Below are 26623 nucleotides of genomic sequence, written 5' to 3'. Positions count from 1 at the left end.
CTCGCGGATTGGCCCTTGCCATTCGCTAGTAGTTATCGTCTAATAATCATATAGATTTTGACGGTGACTCTCCTACAGAGGACTTTCACCTCATTAGTTAATGCCCATGCCGGGCGTACACAAAACCTTAAAGTCGGATTCGTGACAGTTGGCTCGGTTCCACTTCGCTGCACATTTTAGCCAACAATCACTCACTGCTTAAGGCGGCGTTATTTTGAGAATTATGAAAAAAATATCGATATTAGTTTTAGCATTTACCATTTTTTTTGGATGGTATTGGTTATCACTGGAAACTGACTATTGTACTATGCAGTACGATTTTTTTGGAATAACTGAGTCTGGCGAAGCAGATGTGTACGGAAAAGATAATCAACTTTTGATTGAAACAATCGACACTAATAATGATGGATTTATAGATAAAGAGCTTTGGGGGAGTTCAAAATTATCTGATGGTGGAAATTATTTTTTGAAAGATGTAGATTTCGACGGCTTCTATGATGAAATAGTTGTTATGAAACTTTCGCCAACTTATATAAATGTTAACTTTCCTGTCCCCTTTACTTCGCCGTATATTTGTAAAACTCAGAACAAGGCGCTGAAGAACGATGCTGATAACAATAGCGCTTCTTAGCGAAACGTTATGCAAATTTAGAAAGGAGCGAAAGTGTTTAATATTTCAAGGCATGTTTACTTGCTTGTGACGAAAGGAAAAGTTCAAGCCACGGAGCTTACTACTGATACATGCGCTGAAGTTGCCCTGCCTTCTTCTGAGCATCCAAGAGCAGTTATGGGAAGTTTTGTTGAAACTGAGAACTCATTTATAGAAGCAGTAAATGCTGTTTGCCCTAAAAGGCTCTTAAGCCCAGCTCCGATAATTTACGTGCACCTCATTGACAGTGTTGAAGGTGGTTATACTGACGTAGAACTTAGAGCCTTTCGCGAAGCAGCTTATGGTGCAGGAGCACGAGAGGTATTTATGCCAGAAAGCAAAACTCCGCTAACAAAACAGCAAATACTTGAAAAATCTTTTGATTGCTGGAAACATGCATAACAAACAAATGGTGCGGATTTTCAACCGCAACTTTAAACGTTAAATGTATATGAGATTAATCATCGCAATATTTGGAATAGTCATGTCTTCTAGTGCATATTCGGAAGTATGCGACAGAGAAAAGGTGGATATTCTAATTGAGAAACTAAAAGTAAAGGAGCTGGGTGTTCCGGGAGGACATGGAAAACTGCCTAAACTTACGGATCACGACTACCCAATTGGTTGTACTATTCATTATAATGGCCATATCTTTACGTGGTATACCGATTCACAAGATATGTATTACATAATTAAATTCGAGTCAGGTGGTGAGAATAAAAAGGTAGAGTACTTCGGTGTATTTCGCAAGAATATTTAACCAGCGGCTCAAGTTTTTTCCGCTTCGCTACGCCCGACGCTCCCTTCGGTTGCGCGTTTTAGCCGGGCGGTAAATTTTTAATTTAATAAGGAATAATAAATGAGCAATGCAAATTTATATCAATTAATAGCATTTGCTTTTACTTATGGGTTGATTCTTTCTTTTGTTTATATGCTCAAAGTTAAGAAAAAGAAATATAGTTCTGAAGTAATGACTGTTTTTTATCTACTCATACCCGTTGGAGTGATATTGCCTATGAGTGGGCAAGTTGAGTTACCGTTAATTCAATATCTATCGGGCGGCTTCTGTTTAATAATACTGTTGCTGTCGGCAATAGTTTTGGTTAAAAACACAGAGTAAATATAACAGTGCCAATAAGAACACACAGCTAGTCCGTACTTTCAATTTTTTGCTGGATTAGTACATAATCAAAAGCACTAAATAGCTGCCGCTTATGAGAGGCGTTACTTGCCTAAATGTGGCTTGGACTGAATATGGAAGAATTGATTGAGAATGAGATTGCTTTACATCAGTTTGAAGTTCGGACTGATAAAAATGAGGTTTCAAAACTACTTCATTCAAGCTTTTTAGAGGTTGGCAAATCAGGCCGAACATTTTGTTTTGATTCAATAATCGAGTCTATGAGTGCGGAGAAGTCAACTGGTTCTGTAGTCCATTCACAAGACTATGAATGTATCGAACTTGACGACGGTGCTTTTCTTCTGCTGTATAAATCTGCAGTCATCAATAGTGATGGCTCAATTGAAAGTTTTGCTAAAAGGTCATCAGTTTGGGTAAAAGTCGAAAACAAATGGAAACTACGGTATCACCAAGGGGAAAGATAATAGGGACAGCCAGGAAAGATAATAGGGACAGCCATAAATTAAAATTGAAATATTAGTAATGACTAAGCTTGTTTTTCTACTACGCTGGCTTGCGTTGGTTATTTCGGAGTGAACATCAGGAAATTTAGTTGGAAATATTCGAAAAACAGTCGATTTTTAAGGAAGCGAGCATCAGTAATTCGCAGCACTAATCTGAAGGATTATTTGAGTGGATTTATTATTTTCAGATCAGGTATAAAGCTTTCGGCTAATCCCAATGCCCTTAATAAACTTCTGTTCAATGGTTTCGATGTAGTGCGTTAAGGAAGAAGGTGAGCCCACAACATTTAAACCGGCAATGTCATCTTTACGGCGCATCAGCTTTAAGAAGCCGTCAGGCTCGAGATTGAGACGCTTTAAAATGGGAGGCAAGTTGCTTGGAATATAACCGCGTTTGTCGTCTCGGATAATACGACCGGTGGTATCGACCAAATCAAAATAATCTTGAGTTGAAAATGAAAAGCCATGTTGATGCACTGGGTGCTTCGATTGTGTGAGTGGCATAAGCTTTACTTTGTTTTTAAGCGGCTGGCTCTTCTTTTGTTTGATGCGTTGCTGAATGGAAGTGAAGTCCGATTTTTCTGGTGTTTTTGCCATATCGGCACGAATGGGATTTAAATCAACATAAGCCATGGCGGTTAAAACAGCGGCCTCGTCAAGTAACGCTTGTGACTTGAAACGTCCTTCCCAGAACCTACCAGTACAGTTGTCTTCCTTATTGGCTTCGCGAGCTAAGTGCTCATTTAACAACCGCATAAACCAGGAAATATCCATCAGTCTTTGACGCCAGTTTTCGATGATGTCCTGAGCCATTTTAGATAGGGCGGGTGTGGTTTCTTCTTTTAGATACCGCTGCACGAGAAGTGGAATGTTACAAACGCGCTTCCAGCGGCAAACAACGTTAGCTTCGCTCCAATCTCCTGCCTTTTCAACATCGACACGTAGAACAACGTGATAATGATTGGACATAACCGCATAACTGGCCACTTCAATGGCGAAGGTTTTGGCCAGATAGTCCAACCGTTCCACCACCCAAGTTTTACGGTGCTCAAAGCTCTTACCGGTAACAGAATCCTCTCCGCAGAGAAAAGCGCGTCGAACACAGCGGGCGATGCAATGATAATAGGTGGTTTGATTTAAATCGATGAGCGTATTTCTAGCGCGTGTCATGGTGTTATGTCCGTATAATTCACTTAAGTCCTGCAAGTAACTTAATCAATTTGCACTTGTTGGTCAAGGTGAAATCTGTGATTATTGGTTTTGAGTTATGGATGTCCCAAAACATTTCCAAAACATTTCTACGACCTACAGCCAAGGCGATTTATCGGCGTAAAAAAACTTATTCAAACTGCAAACTATTTTCGTCGCGGCCGATATAAAAATGGTAAACGCCATTGTCGGCTTGATGGTTGAACATGACGCCGCCATCGGGATTATGCCAATCGCTTTCGTTTAGACTCCTGGAAAGGTTCTCGATGACGGAAAACGAGTTTAGATTTTCGGCATAAACAGACACCTTGCAGAGTGATTCTTTGCAGGCGATATCTTTTATGGGCACGCTCAATAGCCCTTCTGTGGTTGCAAACAGATCCATCAGGTTTTTCTCCTGACCGGCGGCCCACTGGAAGTCCATGCCTTGTTTTGAGAACTGCTGCTCAATGATGGCTACAGGATCAAAGTCTTTATCATTTTTCATTCGGTCAACAAAAGTTTCTTTCGGTGTTGCATTGGATTGTGTTTCCGCTACTTTGGGCTGGTCATCCTTCTTTGGTGTTTCTACTTTAGCGGTGACTTTATCAATATTATCGTTGGTCGATGTTTGCGAGGATAATACAGAGTCACGTACCGAACGTTGCTGCGTCAATAACTGGTTGTATTCTTGGGTGAGTTGTTCAAGCTTTCGAGTTAAATCGCTATTGGATTGCTCTAACGCATTCAGCTCTAATTCCAAATCTTCTGCATGAAGGTTTTTATCAGCGCTTGTATACCCAATAAAGAGTTGGTAGCCATTAAGCAATAACAAAGCAAAAATTACAATAAAGTATTTTCCCTGTTTCATTATATTCGACTCGTGAAAAACAAAGCACAGTATCATTTAAGATTTTAGTGTTCAGGTCAAATGATTCAGCGTGTGCATTTTTACATTTTAAGAAAGGGAACTTTTATCTGACGATATTGCCTCAGTTAGGTTGGTGCATTGATGCCTGGGAACACCGAATCATTCTACGTGCAGTCGCCCTGTTACATAGGTATTAAATTAAATAATTTATCAATTAAAAAATCAAGGAAAATGTAAGTGTTTGGTATTTATCTTTCTGTTCTTGCTAGTAAGGGAATATTCAAATCAACAAGTAATGAATAACTTTTAGTTTGAAATTGGAAGTTTATAAGTAATAATTCATATGCATACGAATGAAGCTCGAAACTTTTCAGAAAAAATGCTACTGAAGGTACTCTTGGCCTTAGGCTTTTATACTGATTTAATAGTTGATTACAACTACTTTTAGGTTAGAAAATAAAATTGATTGCAACCGAGATTTTAAACGTTCAAACTTTAGAGTGAAAAATGGATCCTAAAACTAAATCGAAATTAACTAGCGGTACAATATTTATAATATTCCTAATCGTTGTTATATTTGGAAATATTGGAGCACGTTATCTTGAGAGTCAATTCAATGAAACGCATAAAGCTGTTCTAAGGAACGGTGAAGAGATTGAAAAATTACATCGTGAGTTGACTTCTTTGAAAGAAGAGAATGCTAGACTTGCTCAGCAACTGCTCAATAATAAGCAATGACTGCGATAACCCGTCAAAAATTCCAATAATAATAGATGAGAATTGAATGAAAACTGGATTACTAAGGGAGCCAGAAGGTTTAGGTCACACTATCCACATTCGCCCCTATACTAACGAAGACTGGCCTCGCGTGTGCGAGATCCATGATGCCGCACGCCGTGATGAGCTGTCGGCAAGCGGTCTAGAAGAAGCCTTCCTAACCTTGGTAGAAACTGCAGAAAACGAAGGCTTTCTCGATTACGAACTCCGAGTCGCAGAAGTTGACAGAGTTGTGTGCGGCTTTGTAGCTTTCAATAAAGACGAACTCAGCTGGCTTTATGTTGACCCAACCTTTTATGGCAAGGGCATTGGATCTGCACTTGTTCAAGAGGCTCTGCGCATTACCGGAGCGCCGCTTTCGGTTGAAGTTTTAGACGGAAACTACGCAGCCATTTCGCTTTATAAAAAAGCAGGATTTGTTGAAGTAGGTCGAGTCAGCGGCTGCATGCCTGGCAATGAAAAGTTCGCGGTTTCGGTCACTGAGCTGCAGTATCACGGCGTGGCCTAATGCCTCTGCACGGATTCTAAGTCGATGAGAACACCGCTTTGTAACATAAATTCCATAACGCGTTTTACTTAAATCGATTAAATAAAGAAATATACAGTCGACTATTAAACACTCAATTAATTTAAAGATTAAACCAAAGGAGATTTTCAATTGAGAACGCTACTATTTTTATCATTCATTTTTTTATCAAGTTATACGTATAGCCAAAAAGCAATCATACAGAATCCGGAGACTAGCCAAGATCGTGTCATTTCAATTACTGGCGAAGGATTAGAAAAACTATCTGAAAATCAGGCAATTGATCTTCCAGAAGGCCGATACACAGGAACGATGGAATGCATAGTTTCTGGAAAACGTTATTCAAAGACTTTTGACATTACCGTAGGAACAGACGAAAAAAGTATTTGGATTTTTTCTCCTTCTGATTCGTGCTCGCCTATGCTAGTCATAAGCGGAAATTAATGTGCCGTGCAAACCGGATGAGCAAGCTTTCAATAATAGAATTTGGTGAAAAAAATATGGCGAAACTGGGGCTCATTTACTTCACAAACACCGACGTCACCGGAAAACTCATTAACGCACTCGCGGATGGTGTGAATTCAGTAATTAGTGCTCAAATCATCCAACACAAAATTGTTGGCAGCGAAATAATAAACGGTCGATATGTCAATCACGATATTTTAAAGCAACTTACCGATTGCGATGCCATCGTATTCGCTACGCCAACCTACATGGGTGGACCATCTGCTCAATTCAAATCGTTTGCGGATGCCACCAGCGAGCTGTGGTGCGAACAAGCCTGGGCCGGAAAGCTTGCCGCAGGCATCACCTGTGGCAGCGCTCCCAATGGCGATCAAGGAAGTACTCTGCAATACCTTTCAATATTGGCCAGTCAGCACGGCATGTTATGGGTTGGTATTGATTCAGCACATGGTTACAGTCAACTAGGTGTTAATCGACTCGGTAGTCAAATGGGTGTTGTCGCACATTCTGGAGATGGGGAAGCCCATCCAGACGATTTAGCGACGGCGCGATATTTAGGAATACGCATCGCAAAACTTGCAGAAAAAATAAAAAACTAGACTATAGTGAGCATTGAATACAGTGAACCTCTACATTGTGAGGCTATCATGGCCAAATATCGAAATGCTCTTCCACAACTTTCTGGCGACTTCTACTTAACCGACGGTGGTATTGAAACCACATTAATATTTCACAATGGATTGGAATTACCATACTTTGCAGCCTTCGACCTTTTTAACACCGAAGCAGGAACAAAGGCGTTACATCGTTATTTTGAAACCTATGCGGTTTTAGCAAACAAATACCATAAAGGCATCATTCTAGAAACGCCGACCTGGCGAGCTAATCCAGTCTGGGCGAGTAAACTCAGTTATTCGCTTAAACAATTGAAAAGCGTTAACCAACAATCGGTCGAACTTTTAGAAACGATTCGAAACCAATACGAACGTCCACAATCGCCGATTGTCATCAGTGGCTGCATTGGACCTAGGGGCGACGGTTACCGACCGAACTCACTCATGTCATCGGAACAAGCTGCCGAATACCACTTATTGCAAACTGAAGTGTTCAAGGAAAGTGCCGCGGATTTAGTAACAGCGATTACCATGAACTATGTTGAAGAAGCCATTGGCATTACACTCGCGGCAAAATCCGCAAACATGCCGGTCGTTATTTCTTTTACCGTAGAAACAGACGGTCACTTACCTCCCGGTCAATCTTTATCGGAAGCGATTCAACAAGTGGATGAAGCCACATCGAATTACCCAACGTATTTTATGATCAATTGCGCACACCCCACCCACTTCAACCAAATTGCGGATGACGACGCACAATGGACAAATCGCATTCGCGGTTTGCGTGCCAACGCTTCAAAAATGAGTCATGTCGAGCTCGATAATGCCCCCGAGTTGGACTCTGGAGATCCAGAGCAGCTAGGACAGGAATACGCAACGCTAAAAACATCAAAACTAAAAAGTCTTAATGTAATGGGTGGTTGTTGTGGCACTGATCAGCGCCATATTGAGCAAATTGCCAAGCAATGCATACCCTTGTTTGATAAATCAAACATTGAAGTCCAATAATGAGGATGAAACATGAATCAAGGGTCTTGTCTTTGCGGTGCCGTTCATTTTGAGGTCAATGGAGAACTTGGTATGAGCGACGGTTGTCACTGTGTGCAATGTCGCAAATGGACGGGCCATTTCTTTACCAGTACAGAAGTCCTCCGTTCAACTTTAACGATAAAAGGGAAAGAAAACCTCGTGTGGTTTCAATCTTCCGATAAAGCCAGACGAGGTTTTTGTAAAGTTTGCGGCTCCTCGCTTTTTTTTGATCCGGTTGACCAAATAAAACACAACTGGATCGGCATCGCTCTAGGTGCATTTGATACACCCATAGCGAAAAAACTGGATAAACATATTTTCGTTTCTGAGAAAGGCGATTACTATGAGCTCAATGATGGCTTGCCGCAAGAGTGAGTGAAAACCCAAATCAATTTATTCACGTTTCTTTGTCTGTATTCCGGTTTTATTGCTATGCTTGATAGCAACTTGAACGCTGAGATAAGGTACGGTTGAAAGAATAATATGAGGGAAGTAATGTACGATATTAACAGTGTGCTTATTGCTGGAATTTTATTTCTTTCCATGGCAGCAGCCATTGAGCTGGGATATCGCGTTGGAAAACACTTCAACAAAAAAGCAACGAGTTCCTCTAAAGCGCATGTGAATGCGATTCAAGGATCGTTGCTCGGTGTGCTCGCACTGCTGCTCGGTTTTACATTTTCATTGTCTTTGCAACGATACGATAGTCGTAGCAATGCGGTTGTTGAAGAAGCCAACGCCATCGGGACCGCTTATTTACGCGTGGACTTACTTCATCCCGATGTAAAAAGCACGATGGAGCAGACAATGCGACAATACATCGCGGTGCGCGTTAAAGCCAGCAACGTGACATTAATAGACGAAACTCAGCGATTGGCATTACTCAATCAAGCAAAACAAATACAAAATGACATGTGGCAACTTGCCATTCAGGCCGCCAAATTGGATGATCGTCCCATATCCAGCGGGCTCTTTATACAGGCATTAAATCAATTAATCGATGCATTAGAATCCCGTACCGAAGCTCTAAACCGACATGTTCCGGAAGTGGTGTTGTTTCTGTTGTATTTTACTTTTTTAATGGCTGGTAGCTTGCTGGGATACTCAGCTGGCGTTGCCAATCATCGTGCGTCTTACAGTTCTTACATTATGGTCGGATTAATTGTGTTGTTGGTATTCGTCATTATCGATTTGGATCGACCAAGACGAGGATTAATTGAAGTCAGCCAAAAAAGTTTAATTGAATTACAAGCCAGCTTGCCAAAACCGGGCGAATTGTCGAATAACCCATAAAGGAATACGATTACCAACGTGCGCGATAGCCTCTCACATCGACATGAACAAAAGGCCCATGGGCGGATGTTTTGCGGTATTTTCCTAATCCACCAATATAGCCCTGATATTCATTCTTTTTAAAATGCGTTTCAACAAATCGAAATACAAATAAAGCATCCTCGACATTGATAACACCATCACCATTGACATCATCCATTATGCCGTCTTTTGGACTTTCATCGATGTAAAAATCTGCGGCCCCTCCCCATTGATGTCGACTGTACTTCCTATTACCAATGGCATGATTGTAGAATGGCGTGCGGTATCCGCTCATGATGGTTAGCCCTTCTTTAGCGATGCCTGCAGCGACCAAATGATCCAACAAGTACTCCAGTTTTAACAACAGACGCTCTCGCAAAACAACATACTTGGGAAAGTCGCTTTTCTGCTTGCATAAAAAGTTTTTGAGCTGAAAGTGTGGTGAAATCCACAAGTCCTGATTTTCGCGAGTCACTTCGATGTAGCCTTTAGGTGGCAGATAAATATCGAGTCCGCGATACGCCTCTTTCGGGTAACTACCAATGCGATAACCGTTTAAAATTCCTTTTTTTATTTCTGTTGCTGGCACGGTCACAATGCGATTGAATCGCATCACTTCACCTTTTTCCGAAGTAATGGTTAATGGGTAAACACCGGCCTGTTTGGGACTTTGCCATTGCCACTTATTTTTTCCCTGTTCTTTAAGATTACTTTGATCGTCAAGTGTAAAAACACCCTCGCCTTTTAACTGAAAATCCAAGGTTTTATTGGGTAAAATAAAAACCGAAGTTACACTAAGTTCACTGATCTCTTTTTTAAATAGAATCGAAAATCCGATACGACCTGACTCATAAGAAAGCACAGGAAAACTGCCCCCCAAAAGTAACCCAAATAACCACAGTGCAGATTTATTCATTACCGGGAGGTGCTTGTAGCAGTGCTGCCAATACTTTTTGATCGCGTCCATAAATATCTTGCCTTAGTTGCAGTTTGCCATTTTGATCCACCCAAGCGGTCCAATAAAGAATATGTACCGGTACTGATTTGGGTAACCCAATGTTTTGTTCTATACCACTGGCAAGTAAAGCTGAAAACCGTTCATCTGTCCAACCAGGCACGTCCTTAAGTAATAAAGCGGCCAACTGCAACGGCTTTTCAATACGAATACAACCCGAGCTGAAAGTACGCAACGATTCATTAAACAGTTCGCGTTTTGGCGTGTCATGCAAATACACGTTATGAGGATTCGGAAACATAAATTTGACTTGGCCCAATGCATTTAAAGGCCCTGGCGCTTGTTGCAAGCGATACGGAAAATGTTTCTGCGAATAGTTAGACCAGTCGATGCCAGATGAATCTATAATCCGAGCCTCAGCTCCCCAACCTTGCAACACTTTAAAATTCATTTTCGATAAATATTCCGCGTCTTTTTGAATGATGGGGAGTAAATCCTGTACGGCTAATTTATGCGGAACATCCCAGCGCGGATTGGCGACCAGATAGCGCAGTTGGCCGCTGAATACAGGCGTACGTCGGTAAGACTTCCCTACAATCGCCCGCATGGATAAAACAGGTTGCTCATTGTCGATGACATCCATGGAAAAGTTAGCAATATTCACCAACAAATGACGCTTGCCCAAATCTTGAGGTAACCAGCGCCACCGTTCCAAATTGACTTCCAGCTGGCGAATTTTATCTTCCGGTGTTTGATTTAGTAACGCCAATGTTGCAGGACCAATAAGTGCATCAGCTTTCAGCCCTAACTGTTGTTGGAACCGACGCACCGCCGCAACTAATGACTCATCGTAAGTAGTCGATAGGGTATCTTCGCCGGTGTATTCACCGGAAGCTTTCAAGCGCTGACGTAAACTGACAATACGCGCATTGGTTTCTCCGGGTCGTAACATCGGTCCAGCGTCGACGGGCGGATAGCGCAGTTGTTCCTTATTCCGACGCATGTTCGCGAGCGCTTCTCGAAGCTGCCAATATCCGCGCTGTGGTGGCAATAAGTTACGTAAGGTTTCCGTAATGGCTTCCTGTTCTATCGCTTGTTGCAATAACGCAACAAAATCGGCACCGCGCCGTTCGGCAAACCACTCCGCATCGATAGTGACTGGGTTTAAACGTCCCGCAAGGCTGTGACTCGCAAAGATGAAAAAGGCATCCGTTAGCAACAGTTCTAAATCAACTCGTTCGCCTTCGCTCGAATTTTCGCTCAGTTCCTGAATACGTTGCTTTAATAAGGTTAAATGATAATCTAGTGGATTTAACCCTTCTAAGTGTGCGTTTTCAATGGCTTTAACCAATGCATTTGCAGAAAGCGATAAACGATTGTCTTGCCACCAAGCTGGCCGAAAAGCACGTTGTAAATAAAACCGTTGACTGGCCGCACGCGCATGAATGCGCTCTTGTTCCACTTGCGCGGCATTTTCTAAATTCAAGGCTTCCAGTCGACGGCGCAATGATTCTTCCATCGACCAAAGCGATGGTGAAATCAGCAATAAAAGCATGCACGAAAAAATGCCAGTGCGAAAATTATGGCGAGTTGAAAATTGGGTTTTAGCGACATAAATAGACATGATCATTCGTTAGTTTAAGTTTAACTGCCTGCCGTTTGTTTTTTAATATTCAGATTCAAAGCTAGTCAAACTTTTTTGCTTGCGCAAACGTTTAAACACATTCCAACTAAAAATCGCCAAATAAACCTTGTAATAAACTTAAAGCAACCATTCCTGCAGTTTCCGTTCGTAAAATACGAGGGCCGAGTTGAATACTGCGAGCCCCCTGCTCCATTGCTGACTGCATTTCTTTGTCAGTCAGCCCACCTTCGGGACCAATGATCAAACGAAAACACGAAGCGCTTTGCAACTGACGAACCGACTGACCATTGTGGGGATTCAGCACACAATAATTTTCTTTTGTCGATATGGCGCTCAACAATTGCGAGAATGTTAATGGCTCATTCAGTACCGGCAGTTGATTGCGGCTGCATTGTTCGCACGCGCTAATGATCACTCTTTGCCAATGTTGAGTTTTTTTAATTAATCGTTCTGAGCTTAGTTTGACACCACATCGTTCACTGAATAGTGGTGTAATCGAATGCACACCCAGTTCAACCGCTTTTTGAATGGTAAAGTCCATTTTTTCACCGCGAGATACACCTTGAATCAAATGCAGTTGCAGAGGTGATTCAACACCGATCCGTTGTTCCTCTACCACTTCCACAATCATTTGTTTTTTGGCGATCGACTCAATGCGCGCTAAGTATTGATTACCGTTACCATTAAATAAAATAATCGATTGCTCTGCCTGCATTTTTAAAACAGTCGACAAATGCCTTACGGCTTCGGCGGGTAAGTCGATACGTTCACCAGCTGCGAGTGTTTGATTTAGGTAAATTCGGTTAAGACGTGCCATTACGTTTGCCGCTATTGTCGTGTTGCTCGATCAATCCCTTGCCAGGCAATCTTTGCCAGAATGTCAATTTCTTCTTCAGTAATAATATAAGGCGGCATAAAATAAACCACGTTCCCTAATGGTCTTAATAAGGCCCCTTGCGTTAACGCGTATTGATACACCGCCATACCGCGTCTTTCTCGCCAATCGTAAGGCGTTTTTGTCGCTTTGTCTTTCACCATTTCCAGTGCAAGTATGGTTCCGCACTGTCGCACATCACCAATGTGAGGATGCTCTTCAAATTGTTTCGCCACCTGTGACAATTTTTTTATCAGCTTTTGATTGTTTGTGATCACTTGTTCGCGTTCAAAAAGATTTAACGTTGCAAGGCCCGCAGCGCATGCCAATGCGTTTCCAGTGTAACTGTGAGAGTGCAAAAAGCCGCGCAAGCTTTCGTAGCTGTCGTAAAACATTTGATAAACACTTTCATTGGTCAGCACCGCAGCCAGTGGCAAAAAGCCGCCGGTAATGCCTTTCGAAACGCACATAAAATCAGGGGTAATTGCCGCCTGTTCGCAGGCAAATAGAGTCCCGGTTCGCCCAAAGCCAACCGCTATTTCATCGAAAATCAAATGCACTTGGTAGCGATCACACAACTCGCGTAATCCGGTCAAGTAAGCTGGGTGATACATGCGCATATTGCCCGCACATTGCACCAACGGCTCTAAGATCACCGCTGCCGTTTGATGATGATGTTGTTCGAGTATTTGTTCCATTTTTTGCAGCTGGCGAAGCGAATAATCCCGCCAACTTTCACCAGATTCTCGATAATAGCAATCCGGCGAAGGCGCTTTAATGGTCTCAAACAACAGTGGGCCGTAAGTTTCGCGATAAAGCGCGACATCACCGACCGACAGTGCACCTAACGTTTCACCGTGATAACCATTTTCTAACGCAATAAACTTTTGCTTTTGGGGTTGTCCTTTATTGCGCCAATAATGAAAGCTCATTTTCAGTGCCACTTCGACTGCCGCGGATCCGCAGTCGGCGTAAAACACACGCGACAAAGGTTCGGGGGTAATTTTCACCAGCGCTTCAGCCAACTCCACCGCCGGTCGATGCGAAAAACCGGCAAAAATCACCTGTTCCAGTTGATCCGACTGGTGCTTGATGGCTTCACGAATTTCCTGGCGACCGTGACCAAACAGGTTCACCCACCAGCTGCTAATGGCATCCATATAGCGATTGCCGTGTTCGTCGATCAGATACAACCCCTCACCTTTAACAATGGGTATCATGGGGTAGGTTTCGTGATCTTTCATTTGAGTACAAGGGTGCCAGAGAACGGCTAGATCACGCTGTGATAACTGACTCATAATTCGCCTTAGGTCGGATGACACGAGTTATATAAATTTTGAAATAACAAAAATACCGTCGGACATTATAAAGAGAAGCGACGCGCAATTTAAGCGGCAGCCTTAAACCTTGTTACGAATCTTCGCTGGAAATTTTTCATTCACACAGTAACCTATGCTCATCTCATTTTTAAGTTAGGTTCTGTTTTTGCTTATGAAATCATCGGTGTTTGCCCTTTTAGCCTTCCTATTGTTAATGAGCTGTGGGCAATCGCAACAACGTCCAAAACCTCAGGAAAACATCGAAATACCACCAGTCAGCGGTCAGGCGTTAAAGGCTCATGTGGATTTTCTTGCGGATGACTTATTGGCGGGTCGAGATACCGGCAGTACAGAGTACGAAATTGCCGCGCGTTATGTCGCAGCACACTTTGCTCAGTTTGGTCTGACACCCGCCGGTACCGATAACAGCTACTTACAACCGGTTCGCTTGCGCGAGCGCCATCTGGTGAAAGGCAGTGCCCAATTTACCCTCCATAAAAACGATCAGTCATTCGATTTTCATTACCCTGACGAATTCGTAACCGGAGCCAGCGCTACGGCGACCGAGTCGAAGATTCAAGCACCGCTGGTATTCGTTGGTTACGGAATTGAAGCCCCTCGATTAAATCACAACGATTATCAAAATATTGATGTGAACAATAAAATTGTTGTGATGTTGAACAGTAAACCCAGCCAGTTTCCTTCCGAAGAAGGTGCGCATTTTGCCTCGCGCTATGAACGTGCTAAGGCGGCTGTTCGCCACGGTGCGGTGGGCATGATTTATTTACAAACACCGGAAAGTGAAAAGCGCTACAGCTATCAACGTATTAAAGTTTCTGCCGAACGACCGAGTTTCAGCTGGCTTGATCATCAAGGACAACCAGGAAACAGTTTTCCTCAAATAAAAAGCGGTGCATTGTTGAGTCTGGAAGCTTCCGAAAAACTACTGGCGGGAACGGGCTACTCCTACCAGCAGCTGGTCACGATGAGTGAAAATGGTGAACCACTACCTATATTTGAAATGGGAATCGATGCTTCACTGGGCAGTCATAGCCAACACCGGGAAGTGTCGAGCAGCAACGTGGTAGCGTTGGTGGAAGGCACGGATCCTCAACTAAAAAACGAGTTTGTTGTTTTCAGCGCCCACCTTGATCATATTGGCGTGCATGGCCATGACGGCGAGAAAGATCGCATCCATAATGGTGCGCTCGATAATGCTAGCGGCACCGCGATATTATTGGAAACCGCCAGACTTTTCGCAAAACAACCCGCACGTCGCTCGGTACTTTTTATTGCGGTTACCGCAGAAGAAAAGGGTCTGCTGGGCAGCGATTATTTCGCTCGACATCCCACCGTTCCCATTAAAAATATCGTCGCCAATATCAACCTTGATATGCCCCTGATTCTTTATCCAATTGGCGATGTGATTGCATTTGGTGCGGAACACTCCACCATGGCGGACTTTGTACGCCGTGCGGCAGAGAAAATGGGATTGTTGCTGTCACCGGATCCAATGCCAGAACAAAATATTTTTATTCGCTCGGATCATTATTCCTTCGTGAAGCAAGGTGTCCCTTCGGTATTTCTAGTGCCCGGATTTAAGTCACTCGATGAAAATATCAATGGCAGTGATATTTTCCAGCAGTTTTTTGTCAACCATTACCACCAGCCCAGCGACGAAGCGACTTTGCCCATCGATTACGAAGCCGGTGCACGCTTTACCCAAGTGAATTACCTGATCGGCGCCGAAATCGCTAACAGCGATCAAAAACCGCGTTGGAACGAAGGGGACTTTTTTGGCGATACATTTGCCAGCGATCGGAATTAAAGTTGTGTAGAACCGTAGCTCAATTACAACCCTTCCGGGATCAACCACTTTTGGCCAAAACCGGAAGACGCTTCTGTAATCAAATGTCGGCCATCAGCGTGAAACGCCACCGCCCAGATGATAGCGCCACTGGGCTTCCATTGATCACGCGTTTGCGCTTGCCAGCGTTGCAGCCGCTCACCATTGCGTGTCGACCACAATACGATGTCCCGACCTGGCGCTCCGGTAGCTAGCCATTTACCGTCGTCGGAAAAGTCGGCCGCACTGATGACGTATTCACGTGGTTTCAACTGCAAACGAGTTCGTTCACTTCCGCTGGTTAAATCCCAGATCACCGCATTTCCCCGTGTGCCGGAACTGAAAGCAAATCGTCCCTCTGGATCGAGCCGCACCAAAGTCACCCGAGTTTGGTGCGAAAACAAATAGCGTGGTTGCCCAGTACGGGTATTCCAAAGAATCGCTCGTTGATCATAACCGCCAGTAAATGCCCACTCTCCATTGGCAGACAAATCAACCGTCGCAATGGCTCCACCACCGTGCCCGGTAAATTCTAGGCGTCGGCCGGTTTCCATTGCAATATGTACCGCTTTGCCATCGGACAGTCCTAATAAAACAAAGCGCCCCTGATCGGAAATCGCCACATCTGTAATATCGGCTGATGCCTGCCAATAACCATACGCTCGACCATGGTTAGTGTTCCATAGGACAAAGGTACGTTTATCGGCGGTAATGGCACGACTGCCATCGGGCGAAATATCACTGGCTAATATTCCATCGGCTGGATCATCAATCGGTTGCTGATTGTCGGTGTGTCGCCATTCGAACAGGAGTTTATTCTGCTCCAGATCCCAATACCCGGCACCGTGATTTACCGAACTTACCAGCGCAAAACGGCCATCATCGGATAGCGAGGCATCCAACACGCCCACGGCCGCATGTTGCCAACTGGCAACCGCGGGTGCGGATTTATCGCAGCCTGATAACGCAAATATCAATAAAAGTAGCGGCCAATAGGCTACACGATTCACAATTCCCGGGGCTTTCAGTCTCTGATCCATCTTCTCATTTGGTTTTTCTGGCAGATGCCGTTAGACTGCGATGTCTTCATTACTTTCTATTATTACTGTAGGGGAATTTCTGTGAAAAAACTAATTTCAATCGCCGTACTCAGCGTACTGGTTGCTGCTTGCCAACAAAACCAGCAAGAAACCGCTGCCACCAATGTAGAACCCAAAACCGACCTGGAAAAGCAAAGCTACGCGCTTGGTGCTCTTTACAGCTCACGCATTGCCAAAGATGTCGATAACATGGAAAACGTTCAGCTTGATAAAGACATGCTGAAACAAGGCTTTCTTGATGGGCTGGCCGGTGAGTCTAAGTTGGATGAAGAACAGCTGAACCAGCAAATGATGGCCTTTCAACAAAAAATGCGCAACGAAATGCAAGCTCAGCAAAATAAAAAAGTTGACCAAAACAAAACCGAAGGCGCAGCTTACATTGAAAAAATGAAAGCCGAAGACGACAGCATCCAAGTTACCGAAAGCGGGCTACACTACAAGGTATTAAAAGAAGGTGAAGGCGAAGCGCATCCAGCTGCAACTGACGTTGTACGTGTACACTATGCTGGTACCACCATTGACGGTAAAGAATTTGATAGCTCATTCAAGCGCGGTCAACCCATCGACTTCCCATTAAACCGAGTCATCAAAGGTTGGACCGAAGGTGTTCAATTAATGAAAAAAGGTGATAAGTATCAATTCATTATTCCATCGGATCTGGCATACGGCGATCGCGGCAATGGCCCAAGCATCCCTGGCGGTGCCACACTAGTGTTTGAAATCGAACTGCTCGATATCAACCCACAACCGGAAACCGCTGAGCAAGAACCGAAAGAGTCCGCTCAATAAGCAAAAGATGAAACACGCGCAACCCATTACCTCGTTCCAGGACTTCTGGCCGTACTATTTAGGAGAACATCGGTTGCGCAGCTGTCGTGCGCTGCATTATTTGGGCACGGCAGCTTCTAGCGTGTTATTCATTGGATTGGTGACTACTGGCCATTGGGCATGGCTCTGGTTGGTACTGGTCATAGGTTACGGGCCTGCATGGATCGGCCATTTTTTGTTTGAGAAAAACCGACCAGCGACCTTTCGCTATCCGCTTTGGTCTTTAATGGCCGACTATAAAATGTTTTACCTGGCGTTAAACGGTCGATTGCAATACGAACTTCAAAACTTGGCCAAAACGACAGACTCTCAAAACTAAGCCCATCGTCTGATCTCGGCTCACCGTTAACGATCGCTGGATAATACCGTTACTTGTTCTTCACCTTCCATTAAAGCCGACAATTCTTCCGTTAATTGTTTCCGTTCACCACTACGGTCCCACTGTTGCCAATGCTCCAATTTATCCCAAGCAGCAATAATCACTATTTTATTTTTGTCTTTGAGATCGAAATAAAGCTCCCCCCCCATAAAACCTTGTTTGCGCGCAGCTTCTTTTTTTGCCCGCCGAATAACCGATGTGTACTCATCAAATCGGTTGGGCTTCAGGTGACGCTCTATGATGACTCGAATCATGCTACTAAAAACTCCTGTTCTTAATGATGCGTAGATAGGGTATCGATTAATTGATCTTCCAACTCAACCCGAGAGGCGATCGCTTCACCCAACACCGACAAGTCTTTATCGAGTTGAGACAAAACGTCTTCATCGGCTTTGATATCGGCGTACTTATCGTTGAAATCCACGACGATATCGGTAGTTTCGCTGATTTTAGGGAAAAGTTGTTGCAGTAGTTTAAGAGATTCCGGGCCATGTTTGTCACAAAGCGAAACCATTTGCTCGTAGATTTCAAAATGCCCAGCAGAGACGTAATCAATCAGAATGTCACAAAATTGATTCAGCTGCGTTTTATCAGGCAAAACCTGATCCTTGCGTTTTCCGGTGAGGCGACAATACAACACCAGCAGTTCATTACGCTCAGCTAACCAACGGTCAATAATACTTTGTGTTCGAGTTTCTTGTACCACAGAATTCAGCATAAACCTCTCCCCAAGATGCTGTTTCTCAGTGATTAATAAACGGTTGTTACCGACTCCACAAAAGCTGCGCCGGAAAGTTTCCATGCGTATTGGTTATATTTTTAGGTGACTGTGCATAAAAACTGACCCGGAGACTCTTCTTTTTATCATATCCACAGCCGAAGGCAAAGCTTTAACGGTGCGCGGCCGATAGTTTTCATCTAAGATTCTAATACAAGAATATCAAGGACTTATCCTACATTTGAAAGTGATGCCTGAGCTGAGCACTTCATTTGTTATCGATCTTGTTCCTTTAAATGCATCAAAACAGTGCTTGCTGTAACCTTTAGCGAACGACTTTCAAAAACACGAGTTCGGGGGAATTGACGTTTGAAGTCGAAAAAATCCTTGTTCAATTTATCATTGATGCAGCTCACGCTGATGTTATTGTTTACGGTATTGCTGCTACCCATCGCCATCGATCTGTTTTACCAGTGGCTGCAAAATCGCGAGTTTAATTTTGAGCATCTGATGTTTGAGCTGGGCGTTGCCCTCGCTTGCAGTCTGTTACTCAGTTACCCCTTGCTCATGTTGCTAAGCAAAATCAGTCGTGACGAAGTACGCTCCAGCGAAACCCGACGTAATGTAGCCGAACTTATCGATCACGCCGCGGATATGATCTTAATCACGCGTCCGAATGGCCAAATCGTTTACGCCAATCGAAAAGCCAGCCTGTTGCTCGGCTACTCATTAGAACAGCTGCAAAATATGCACAATATGGACATCGACGCCGATTGCGTGCTTTACCGCAACCCGAAGTTGCATCAGAAGCTGTTTCAAGGCGAAACCGTCACTTTCGAAACCTTTTATCGCAAGGCCAATGGCGACAAGGTACCGGTGGAAAACCACGTTTCGATAGCCGGCTGGATGGAAGGCGTGCATTACCTCGAAATCACGCGAGATATTACCCACCGACGCGAAGTGGAGTTGGAACTGCATGCTTCTAAACAGGCGCTCGAACAAGTCCGTAATCGACTTGAAAGCCGTATGCAAGAGCGCACCGAAAAGCTGGTCAAGGAAGTGAAAAAACGCGAGCTCACCGAAAAGCGCATTTACGAAATACGACTCTTGCTGGAAAACCTGGTGAACTCCATGCCTTCCGTCATTATCGCACTCGACGACAATTTACGCGTTACGCAGTGGAACCTTGAGGCTGAAAAAGTTTTCGGCATTCTCGAAGCCGGAGCACTCGGTCAGAACATTACCCAACTCATGCCGCAGTTTCGCGCCACCATTTTTCGTCTTATCCGGCGCAGCAGTAATGGAAAAAAATCGCTAAGTCAGTCCATCAACATCAGTTTACAAGGCGAAAAGCGTCAATTCGACGTGATGGTTTATCCCTTAAGCCAGACCGCGGGTTCCGACGCACCCGGCGTGGTCATACGACTGGATGACATTACTGAAAAAGCACGCTTCGACGAAATACTGGTGCAAACGGAAAAAATGCTCTCGTTGGGTGGTCTCGCCGCGGGTATGGCCCACGAAATCAATAATCCGCTCGGTGCAATATTGCAGAGCACACAAAACATTATTCGTCGAACGTCATCCGACTTTCCACGCAATCGCGAAGTCGCAGACAAGCTCAATATCGACCTTGAAGCGGTTGTCACTTACCTGCGGGAACAAAAGGTGGATCAGGCCCTGCTAGCCATCAAAGAAGCGGGCGAGCGCGCTGCCACCATTGTCACGGACATGCTCAGCTTTGCTCGCCCTAATCAAGGCCGTAACGAGCAGATTGATGTGGCGGAGTCGTTGCAAACGTCTATTCGCTTGGCGCAGAAAGATTACAGTCAAAAACGACACCTGGATTTTCGCAATATCCGCGTTGTACAACATTTTGACGAAAACCTGCCGCTCATCAACGCGCAAAAAAACCAACTGAACCAGGTATTTCTTAACCTCTTAATCAACGCAGCACAAGCACTGGCAACTCAGGAAAATAACCCCTCACCCACTATTGAAGTTAACGCTCGCAGTAGCTCCAGAAATTTACGCATCGACATCCGCGACAATGGACCAGGAATGGACGCCGCCACTCGTAAACGGGTGTTTGAGCCTTTCTTTACCACCAAAGAAGAAGGCAAAGGCACTGGCTTAGGATTATCCGTTTCCTATTTTATTGTCACTGAGCAATTAGCCGGCCAGATGGTGGTGGAATCGGAGCTTGGTAAAGGCACTTGTTTTACCATTTTAATCCCGCTGCCATCACCAGAAGGAGAAGCGTTGACAAAACCCAGCGAAAAACAACAAATTCAGTTGCCGCTGGATAATCTTTGATGCGTTGAGGTTCGAGGTTCGCTCCTTTCCTTTCTTAAAATGGTTTTCGGTTTTGCCAACGGGTCCAAAGCCCGAGCAGGCAATAAAGTGTAAAACCAATAAAAATCACCAACATCCACTGTGGCATATTCAGCCATAAAAATGACCAACCATCGTCTTTGGCACACTCACCGGATCCTTGCATTACCACTTCAATGACTTCCAGAAACGGTAAAGCTTCCATCAAGTAATCCAGTGCCGGACCACAAGCGGGCACTAAGTGCTCAGGCAAACTTTGCAACCAGACGTGACGGCCGCTGATGAAAATACCGACACCCGCAACCAACAACGCAACGATAAAATACACCCATTGAAACGGGCCGTTGGGCTTTGGTCCATGTATGGCTTTCAGCAAAAAAACAGCACCGAAAGCCATCACCACAACCCGCTGAAAAATACATAAAGGACAAGGATCCAGATTGTCGACGTACTGAAAATACAATGCAGCGCCAATCAGCCCGGCACAAAATAATGCGAGAAATAAACTAAACCAACGATTGGTAGTGGATGCTTGAAGTTTGGCCAACAACGACATATCGGTAATAGGGTAAAATTTGGATGGCCAGAGAATATCAGGTTTTAACAACAGATCCACTGTTGTCATTTCAGAAAATCAGTAACAGAGTGTGAGCGCGACTGATTTTCCGAACAGAGATAGGTTTAGCTGGTAAACACTGGCATGAGTCCCGACCCCCAAAAAACCACCGTGATGGCTAGCATTCCCACCAGAATGCATAAGGCAACGGTTAAAATTGAGCTGGCAAACAAAATGCCGCGCTCTTTGTCGATCCCCATCATGATCGGTACACCGTGATACAAAAGATAGAGCGCCCAGGCAATTGCCACTAATGAGAAAAGCATATCCAGCCACAAGATTGGATAAGCGCCTAACACACTGACCAGAAATAACGGTGTACAACTGTAAGCCGCCAGATTTACGCAACGCTTAAGAGACGGATTAGCTCCATAAGTACGCGCCATCCACTGAATAAAAGCCGCTAGAACCACCACAGCGGTTAAAATGGCCAGATAAGCTGCCACAGAAAGTTTAAAAGCACTATCGGCAGTTAACCGATACGTCTCTGAAAAGCCCAGCGACCAACCAACATAAGTGCTTCCGACAAACGCTGATGCTGGGGGCAATAGCGCCATAAAAATCAGAAACTTGAAGTAGGTTTTGGCAATGGAATCGTTTTTTTCGGAAATTTTTTGCCATTGCTTATCGGGCTCATAGAGTAATCCAAACACATTTCTTAGTGACATCGACAACGCTCCACACCTCGTTCCTAATTTTCACTAGCATAGTAACTTTTAATCCGGAGCACGAGCTGCAACGCAGCAAACTGTTTTGAATTTCGCAATCAGCGATACGCACGTCGTTATAACTGTAACGTTTAAAGACTTTGAATGACTCATTAAATGAGGTATAAATATCGGGCTGTATTTTAAGGTGTTTGACTTCTTAATTTTCGGTGTAACGATGGCTAAAAGGTCAACACGCATTACGGCAGGAGAATTAACTACCAAAAGGAATGCAATTGTGATCCCAAAAAGTCTTTACGAATTATTACCCTATCTGTATCTAACATTGTCCATTGCGCTGATTGTATTGGTCGATGACGCTGTGCGTTGGGTTCCAGCGGCCATTTTTGGACTATGTGGCGTCATGGTTATCATTTGGCGCCGGCAAAACCGCCGTCAAATGTCGAAAGAGCGTTTGAACTAAAAAGAAAAGGGATTCGCTACTTAACGTTAGCAATATAAATTTGTCCTGGAAGCGGTATTTATTTCAGAAATAAAAAAGCCTCACTATGTGAGGCCATTAAAGGTTTTCCAGTCTGCAAGACTCGGTTCCCCCGAGTTTCTTTGTATTCGCTAGCGCAGCAATGTTATAACAAACCCATTTCTACCTTGCAAACATTTTTTTACAAATTTGATTGTGCGGGTGCACAAAAAACACGTTAAAAATAGTGGCTAACTTATTGAATTTAAAGTCACTTTACGCCTTTATAGCAGATTGAAATAAAGGCGTAAAAATTTGGAACGTTTTAACACCAAAAATTGGGTTATCACGTTACCAAGTTCGGTTATTTGCTTTTCTTCAGCGCATCCGCCAGTGCCATACCGAGAGCCCCTTGTGGCGCACTTTGTTGTCGCTGACGTGATTTCGGTTGGCCTCGCATCGGACGCTCTTTCGCCATTGGTTTAACCGCTCCTTCTGGGGACGGCCCAACCATCGATAAGCCCACTCGGCGACGTTTCAGATCCACGTCGATCACATGCACGGTAACAATATCACCCGCTTTAACCACTTCACGTGGATTCGAGATAAACTTGTTCGACATCATAGAAATATGCACCAAACCGTCTTGATGCACACCCACATCGACAAAGGCACCGAAGTCTGTGACATTCGTGACGGTACCCTCGAGCTCCATGCCTGGTTTAAGGTCTTCCAGGTGTTCCACGCCTTCTTTGAATTTCGCCATTTTGAAGTCGCCACGTGGATCGCGACCCGGTTTTTCCAACTCTTTCAAAATATCGGTTACCGTAGGCACACCGAATTGCTCGGTAACAAATTCTTTTGGCATCAATTTGCGGATGACATCGGTGTTGCCCATAACCTGCCCAATGTCTTTGTTACCCAAGTGAACAAGAATGTTCTCCACAACCGAATAAGCTTCCGGATGTACCGTAGAGGCATCGAGCGGATTCTCACCATCGGTAATACGCAAAAAGCCCGCGGCTTGTTCAAATGCTTTTGGTCCCAATCGCTCAACATCGAGCAACTGTTTGCGGTTGGCAAACCGACCGTTGGCCTCGCGGAAAGTGACAATATTAGCAGCCAATGTTTTGTTTAACCCAGAAACACGAGACAACAACGGCGCCGACGCTGTATTCAAATCCACACCAACAGCGTTTACACAATCTTCAACAACGGCCCCCAGTGTTCGTGACAACTGACTTTGACTGACATCGTGCTGATATTGCCCAACACCAATGGATTTTGGCTCAATTTTTACCAGTTCGGCCAAGGGATCTTGTAATCGACGAGCGATTGACACGGCCCCGCGGAAAGAAACATCCAGATCCGGGAACTCCAATGCCGCAAGCTCAGAAGCGGAATAAACCGAAGCTCCCGCCTCGCTCACCATGATACGATCGAACTTAAGCTCTGGATGCTTTTTCTGTAATTCTATAACCAACTTGTCGGTTTCACGCGATGCGGTACCGTTCCCAATACTCACCAGATTAACCTTGTGCATTTCGCACAGATTAGCCAGTTTACGCAGTGATTGGTCCCACTGATTTTGTGGGGCATGAGGAAAAATAGTGGTGTGTGTTAACAACTTTCCGGTGTCATCGACAACCACCACCTTCACACCGGTACGTAAACCAGGATCCAGTCCCATTGTTACCTTGGCGCCTGCCGGTGCAGCCATCAGCAGATCACGCAAATTGTTGGCGAATACAGTAATCGCATCGGTTTCAGCACTTTCACGCAGCCGCCCTACCAATTCGGTTTCGAAGTGCATGTGCAATTTGATGCGCCAAGTCCAGAGCACAGCGGTTTGCAACCAACTATCGGCGGCACGATGCTCATTTCGAATACCAAATTGATCAGCTATCATTTGCTGACAGGGGTTGGATGCGGTTTCTTCTTCCAGCAATGCTTTATTGGGCACCAACTGTAAACTAAGCACACCTTCATTTCGGCCACGCAGAACAGCCAGAGCACGATGACTGGGAATTTTATTGATTAACTCGGAGTATTCGAAATAATCGGAAAACTTTCGCCCTTCCTCGGCTTTGCCTTCCACCAGAGTGGATTTCAAGTAGGCATTTTCCCACAGGTAATCTCGCAGTTTACCCAGCAGGGTAGCGTCTTCAGCGAACTTCTCCATCAGAATCTGACGCGCACCATCCAGAGCTGCTTTGGTGTCTTCGATTTTATGTTCCGGGTTTAAGTAATTAGCAGCCTCAGCTTCCGGATCCAATGTCGGATTATCCAGTAAGGCCAACGCCAAGGGCTCCAAACCGGCTTCGCGAGCAATTTGCGCTTTAGTGCGACGTTTTGGTTTATAGGGAAGGTAAAGATCTTCGAGCTCGGTTTTGGTATCCGCCGATTTTATCGACTGTTCCAACTCCGGCGTCAGCTTTTCCTGATCGGAAATGCTTTTCAAGATAACGGCGCGTCGCTCCTCCAGCTCGCGCAAATACGTCAGGCGTTCTTCAAGAGTACGCAATTGCGTGTCATCCAATCCTCCAGTCACTTCTTTACGGTAACGCGCAATAAAGGGGACGGTTGCGCCTTCATCAAGGAGTTGGATCGCCGCGTCTACTTGTTGGCTTTTAACATTGAGTATGTCGGCGATGCGCTGTGCAATATTTGACATAAAACTATCCTGAGCTTGCTAGCAGTGAGAGCGTGCATCCCTCACCTTTTCGATTTGAATAATGATTTAGGCGCGCGATTATAACCAATGCATCAACAAATGGGGAGCGCAATACCCACCCGATTGCCGTGAAGTTCTCACCAACCGATACGGACTGAGATGATCCTCCGTGAGTCGTATTCCTGTTCTTCATAAAACAGCGCTTCACTTAGCGGACTAACGGACTCGGCCGGATCTGTTAAGCTACTGTTACAAAGCCGCGCTTGTCGATATCCCTAAAACATTGATAGCATGAGAAAAATTGACGGTGCTAAACTTAAACGAGTGCCGTTCGACGAAAACAACAATGATTTGTACAGGAAGTCGCCATGACTGAAGAAACTCCAAAAATTCTGGTTGTTGATGATGATCTGCGTTTACGCAGCTTACTTGAACGTTATTTGAAGGAACAAGGATATATTGTGCGTACCGTCGCCAATGCCGAACAAATGGATCGATTTCTGGAACGCGAGAACTATCACCTAATGGTACTCGATCTGATGTTACCGGGCGAAGATGGCCTTTCCATTTGTCGCCGCTTACGATCCGCCGATAATCAAATTCCGATAGTCATGTTGACCGCCAAAGGCGATGAAGTTGATCGCATCATCGGATTGGAGTTAGGCGCCGACGACTATCTTGCGAAACCTTTTAATCCACGCGAGTTATTAGCGCGGATTAAGGCGGTTCTTCGTCGCCGTACCAAAGAAATTCCAGGAGCGCCGACCGCAGAAGAAAAAGAAATTACATTTGGTGACTTTAAACTGAATTTGGCGACACGCGAGATGAGTCGTGGTGAAGAAGTGATGAATCTCACCAGCGGCGAATTTGCCGTTTTAAAGGCACTGGTGTCACACGCGCGCCAACCGCTTTCACGCGATAAATTAATGAACTTGGCTCGCGGCCGAGATTACAGTGCGTTAGAACGCAGTATTGATGTACAGGTATCGCGCTTACGACGCATGATTGAGGAAGATCCAGCCAAACCACGATACATTCAAACCGTTTGGGGTGTGGGTTACGTTTTCGTTCCTGATGGTGGCGCTGCATAACAACCGTTGCGAGTAACGAGTCGCAAGTTGGAAGTCGAC

At 44.6% G+C, this 26623-nt stretch carries 30 protein-coding genes; 18 read left to right on the top strand and 12 right to left on the bottom strand.

What is annotated here, in order from left to right; genetic code table 11:
- Positions 1-223: 223 nt before the first annotated feature.
- From ACTUJY_RS15860 to ACTUJY_RS15840, 5 genes are all read left to right on the top strand, one after another.
- Positions 224-631, top strand: coding sequence for a hypothetical protein (locus ACTUJY_RS15860; protein WP_463617094.1), 408 nt, complete (start codon positions 224-226; stop codon positions 629-631).
- A gap of 33 nt (positions 632-664) precedes the next feature.
- Entirely contained in the window at positions 665-1051 is a 387-nt protein-coding gene (locus ACTUJY_RS15855) for a hypothetical protein (RefSeq protein WP_463617093.1), read from the top strand.
- 82 nt (positions 1052-1133) lie between these two features.
- Positions 1134-1409: a hypothetical protein gene (locus ACTUJY_RS15850; protein WP_463617092.1), complete on the top strand. Its 276-nt coding sequence runs from the start codon at positions 1134-1136 to the stop codon at positions 1407-1409.
- Between the two features lie 99 nt (positions 1410-1508).
- Positions 1509-1769, top strand: coding sequence for a hypothetical protein (locus ACTUJY_RS15845; protein WP_463617091.1), 261 nt, complete (start codon positions 1509-1511; stop codon positions 1767-1769).
- Positions 1770-1903: 134 nt separating this feature from the next.
- Positions 1904-2254 (top strand): nuclear transport factor 2 family protein, encoded by a 351-nt coding sequence (locus ACTUJY_RS15840; RefSeq protein ID WP_463617090.1) that lies wholly within the window; start codon positions 1904-1906, stop codon positions 2252-2254.
- Between the two features lie 228 nt (positions 2255-2482).
- Here ACTUJY_RS15840 and ACTUJY_RS15835 read toward each other — a convergent pair whose 3' ends face one another.
- Both ACTUJY_RS15835 and ACTUJY_RS15830 read right to left on the bottom strand, forming a co-directional pair.
- Entirely contained in the window at positions 2483-3463 is a 981-nt protein-coding gene (locus ACTUJY_RS15835) for a transposase (protein ID WP_463617089.1), read from the bottom strand.
- Between the two features lie 169 nt (positions 3464-3632).
- Positions 3633-4352 carry a bZIP transcription factor gene (locus tag ACTUJY_RS15830; protein ID WP_463617088.1) on the bottom strand — a complete coding sequence of 240 codons (720 nt, stop codon included), beginning with the start codon at positions 4350-4352 and terminating at the stop codon, positions 3633-3635.
- Between the two features lie 507 nt (positions 4353-4859).
- Between ACTUJY_RS15830 and ACTUJY_RS15825 the strand changes: the two genes are divergently transcribed.
- From ACTUJY_RS15825 to ACTUJY_RS15795, 7 genes are all read left to right on the top strand, one after another.
- Positions 4860-5090, top strand: coding sequence for a hypothetical protein (locus ACTUJY_RS15825; protein WP_463617087.1), 231 nt, complete (start codon positions 4860-4862; stop codon positions 5088-5090).
- A 46-nt stretch (positions 5091-5136) separates the two neighbouring features.
- Positions 5137-5637, top strand: coding sequence for a GNAT family N-acetyltransferase (locus tag ACTUJY_RS15820; protein ID WP_463617086.1), 501 nt, complete (start codon positions 5137-5139; stop codon positions 5635-5637).
- 150 nt (positions 5638-5787) lie between these two features.
- A complete protein-coding gene (locus ACTUJY_RS15815) occupies positions 5788-6099 on the top strand; it encodes a hypothetical protein (protein WP_463617085.1) in 312 nt (103 codons plus the stop codon).
- 17 nt (positions 6100-6116) lie between these two features.
- The gene (locus tag ACTUJY_RS15810; protein WP_463617084.1) at positions 6117-6719 is read left to right on the top strand and encodes a flavodoxin family protein; all 603 of its coding nucleotides are present in this window, start codon (positions 6117-6119) and stop codon (positions 6717-6719) included.
- Positions 6720-6767: 48 nt separating this feature from the next.
- Positions 6768-7742, top strand: a complete 975-nt coding sequence (locus ACTUJY_RS15805; protein ID WP_463617083.1) for a homocysteine S-methyltransferase family protein — start codon at positions 6768-6770, stop codon at positions 7740-7742.
- 12 nt (positions 7743-7754) lie between these two features.
- Positions 7755-8138, top strand: a complete 384-nt coding sequence (locus ACTUJY_RS15800; RefSeq protein WP_463617082.1) for a GFA family protein — start codon at positions 7755-7757, stop codon at positions 8136-8138.
- 120 nt (positions 8139-8258) lie between these two features.
- Entirely contained in the window at positions 8259-9056 is a 798-nt protein-coding gene (locus tag ACTUJY_RS15795; RefSeq protein WP_463617081.1) for a bestrophin-like domain, read from the top strand.
- A 10-nt stretch (positions 9057-9066) separates the two neighbouring features.
- Here ACTUJY_RS15795 and ACTUJY_RS15790 read toward each other — a convergent pair whose 3' ends face one another.
- The 4 genes from ACTUJY_RS15790 to ACTUJY_RS15775 form a co-directional block, all read right to left on the bottom strand.
- Positions 9067-9993, bottom strand: a complete 927-nt coding sequence (locus ACTUJY_RS15790) for a hypothetical protein (RefSeq protein WP_463617080.1) — start codon at positions 9991-9993, stop codon at positions 9067-9069.
- Positions 9986-11587, bottom strand: a complete 1602-nt coding sequence (locus ACTUJY_RS15785; protein ID WP_463617079.1) for a L,D-transpeptidase family protein — start codon at positions 11585-11587, stop codon at positions 9986-9988. The genes ACTUJY_RS15790 and ACTUJY_RS15785 overlap by 8 nt, the downstream gene beginning before the upstream one ends.
- Positions 11588-11762: 175 nt before the next feature.
- Positions 11763-12494: a 16S rRNA (uracil(1498)-N(3))-methyltransferase gene (locus tag ACTUJY_RS15780; protein WP_463617078.1), complete on the bottom strand. Its 732-nt coding sequence runs from the start codon at positions 12492-12494 to the stop codon at positions 11763-11765.
- Positions 12495-12505: 11 nt separating this feature from the next.
- Positions 12506-13849: an adenosylmethionine--8-amino-7-oxononanoate transaminase gene (locus ACTUJY_RS15775; RefSeq protein WP_463617077.1), complete on the bottom strand. Its 1344-nt coding sequence runs from the start codon at positions 13847-13849 to the stop codon at positions 12506-12508.
- 193 nt (positions 13850-14042) lie between these two features.
- Between ACTUJY_RS15775 and ACTUJY_RS15770 the strand changes: the two genes are divergently transcribed.
- The gene (locus ACTUJY_RS15770) at positions 14043-15698 is read left to right on the top strand and encodes a M28 family metallopeptidase (RefSeq protein ID WP_463617076.1); all 1656 of its coding nucleotides are present in this window, start codon (positions 14043-14045) and stop codon (positions 15696-15698) included.
- Positions 15699-15721: 23 nt separating this feature from the next.
- On the opposite strand, the gene ACTUJY_RS15765 is transcribed toward ACTUJY_RS15770, so the two are convergent.
- Positions 15722-16756: a WD40 repeat domain-containing protein gene (locus tag ACTUJY_RS15765; RefSeq protein ID WP_463617075.1), complete on the bottom strand. Its 1035-nt coding sequence runs from the start codon at positions 16754-16756 to the stop codon at positions 15722-15724.
- Between the two features lie 81 nt (positions 16757-16837).
- Here ACTUJY_RS15765 and ACTUJY_RS15760 point away from each other — a divergent pair, with 81 nt between their 5' ends.
- The gene (locus ACTUJY_RS15760; RefSeq protein ID WP_463617074.1) at positions 16838-17605 is read left to right on the top strand and encodes an FKBP-type peptidyl-prolyl cis-trans isomerase; all 768 of its coding nucleotides are present in this window, start codon (positions 16838-16840) and stop codon (positions 17603-17605) included.
- 7 nt (positions 17606-17612) lie between these two features.
- Entirely contained in the window at positions 17613-17963 is a 351-nt protein-coding gene (locus ACTUJY_RS15755; protein ID WP_463617073.1) for an Mpo1-like protein, read from the top strand.
- A gap of 26 nt (positions 17964-17989) precedes the next feature.
- On the opposite strand, the gene ACTUJY_RS15750 is transcribed toward ACTUJY_RS15755, so the two are convergent.
- Complete coding sequence (locus ACTUJY_RS15750) at positions 17990-18277, bottom strand: antibiotic biosynthesis monooxygenase (protein ID WP_463617072.1); 288 nt, start codon at positions 18275-18277, stop codon at positions 17990-17992.
- A 20-nt stretch (positions 18278-18297) separates the two neighbouring features.
- On the bottom strand, positions 18298-18741 hold the full coding sequence (gene rsd, locus ACTUJY_RS15745; RefSeq protein ID WP_463617071.1) for a sigma D regulator: 444 nt from the start codon (positions 18739-18741) through the stop codon (positions 18298-18300).
- A 369-nt stretch (positions 18742-19110) separates the two neighbouring features.
- On the opposite strand from rsd, the gene ACTUJY_RS15740 reads away from it, so the two are divergent.
- Positions 19111-21057, top strand: coding sequence for a PAS domain-containing sensor histidine kinase (locus tag ACTUJY_RS15740; RefSeq protein WP_463617070.1), 1947 nt, complete (start codon positions 19111-19113; stop codon positions 21055-21057).
- Positions 21058-21091: 34 nt separating this feature from the next.
- On the opposite strand, the gene ACTUJY_RS15735 is transcribed toward ACTUJY_RS15740, so the two are convergent.
- Positions 21092-21700 (bottom strand): disulfide bond formation protein B, encoded by a 609-nt coding sequence (locus ACTUJY_RS15735; RefSeq protein WP_463617069.1) that lies wholly within the window; start codon positions 21698-21700, stop codon positions 21092-21094.
- Positions 21701-21756: 56 nt separating this feature from the next.
- Entirely contained in the window at positions 21757-22359 is a 603-nt protein-coding gene (locus tag ACTUJY_RS15730) for a Yip1 family protein (protein ID WP_463617068.1), read from the bottom strand.
- Positions 22360-22576: 217 nt separating this feature from the next.
- Between ACTUJY_RS15730 and ACTUJY_RS15725 the strand changes: the two genes are divergently transcribed.
- A complete protein-coding gene (locus ACTUJY_RS15725; protein WP_463617067.1) occupies positions 22577-22822 on the top strand; it encodes a hypothetical protein in 246 nt (81 codons plus the stop codon).
- A 361-nt stretch (positions 22823-23183) separates the two neighbouring features.
- On the opposite strand, the gene ACTUJY_RS15720 is transcribed toward ACTUJY_RS15725, so the two are convergent.
- Complete coding sequence (locus tag ACTUJY_RS15720) at positions 23184-25493, bottom strand: Tex family protein (protein ID WP_463617066.1); 2310 nt, start codon at positions 25491-25493, stop codon at positions 23184-23186.
- Between the two features lie 368 nt (positions 25494-25861).
- On the opposite strand from ACTUJY_RS15720, the gene ompR reads away from it, so the two are divergent.
- Positions 25862-26584 carry an osmolarity response regulator transcription factor OmpR gene (gene ompR, locus ACTUJY_RS15715; protein WP_463617065.1) on the top strand — a complete coding sequence of 241 codons (723 nt, stop codon included), beginning with the start codon at positions 25862-25864 and terminating at the stop codon, positions 26582-26584.
- Positions 26585-26623: the final 39 nt, after the last annotated feature.

The organism is Pleionea sp. WD8-19 (assembly GCF_055326765.1).
The sequence above is the reverse complement of the archived record's forward strand: the minus strand, read 5'-3'. Positions and strand labels throughout refer to the sequence as shown.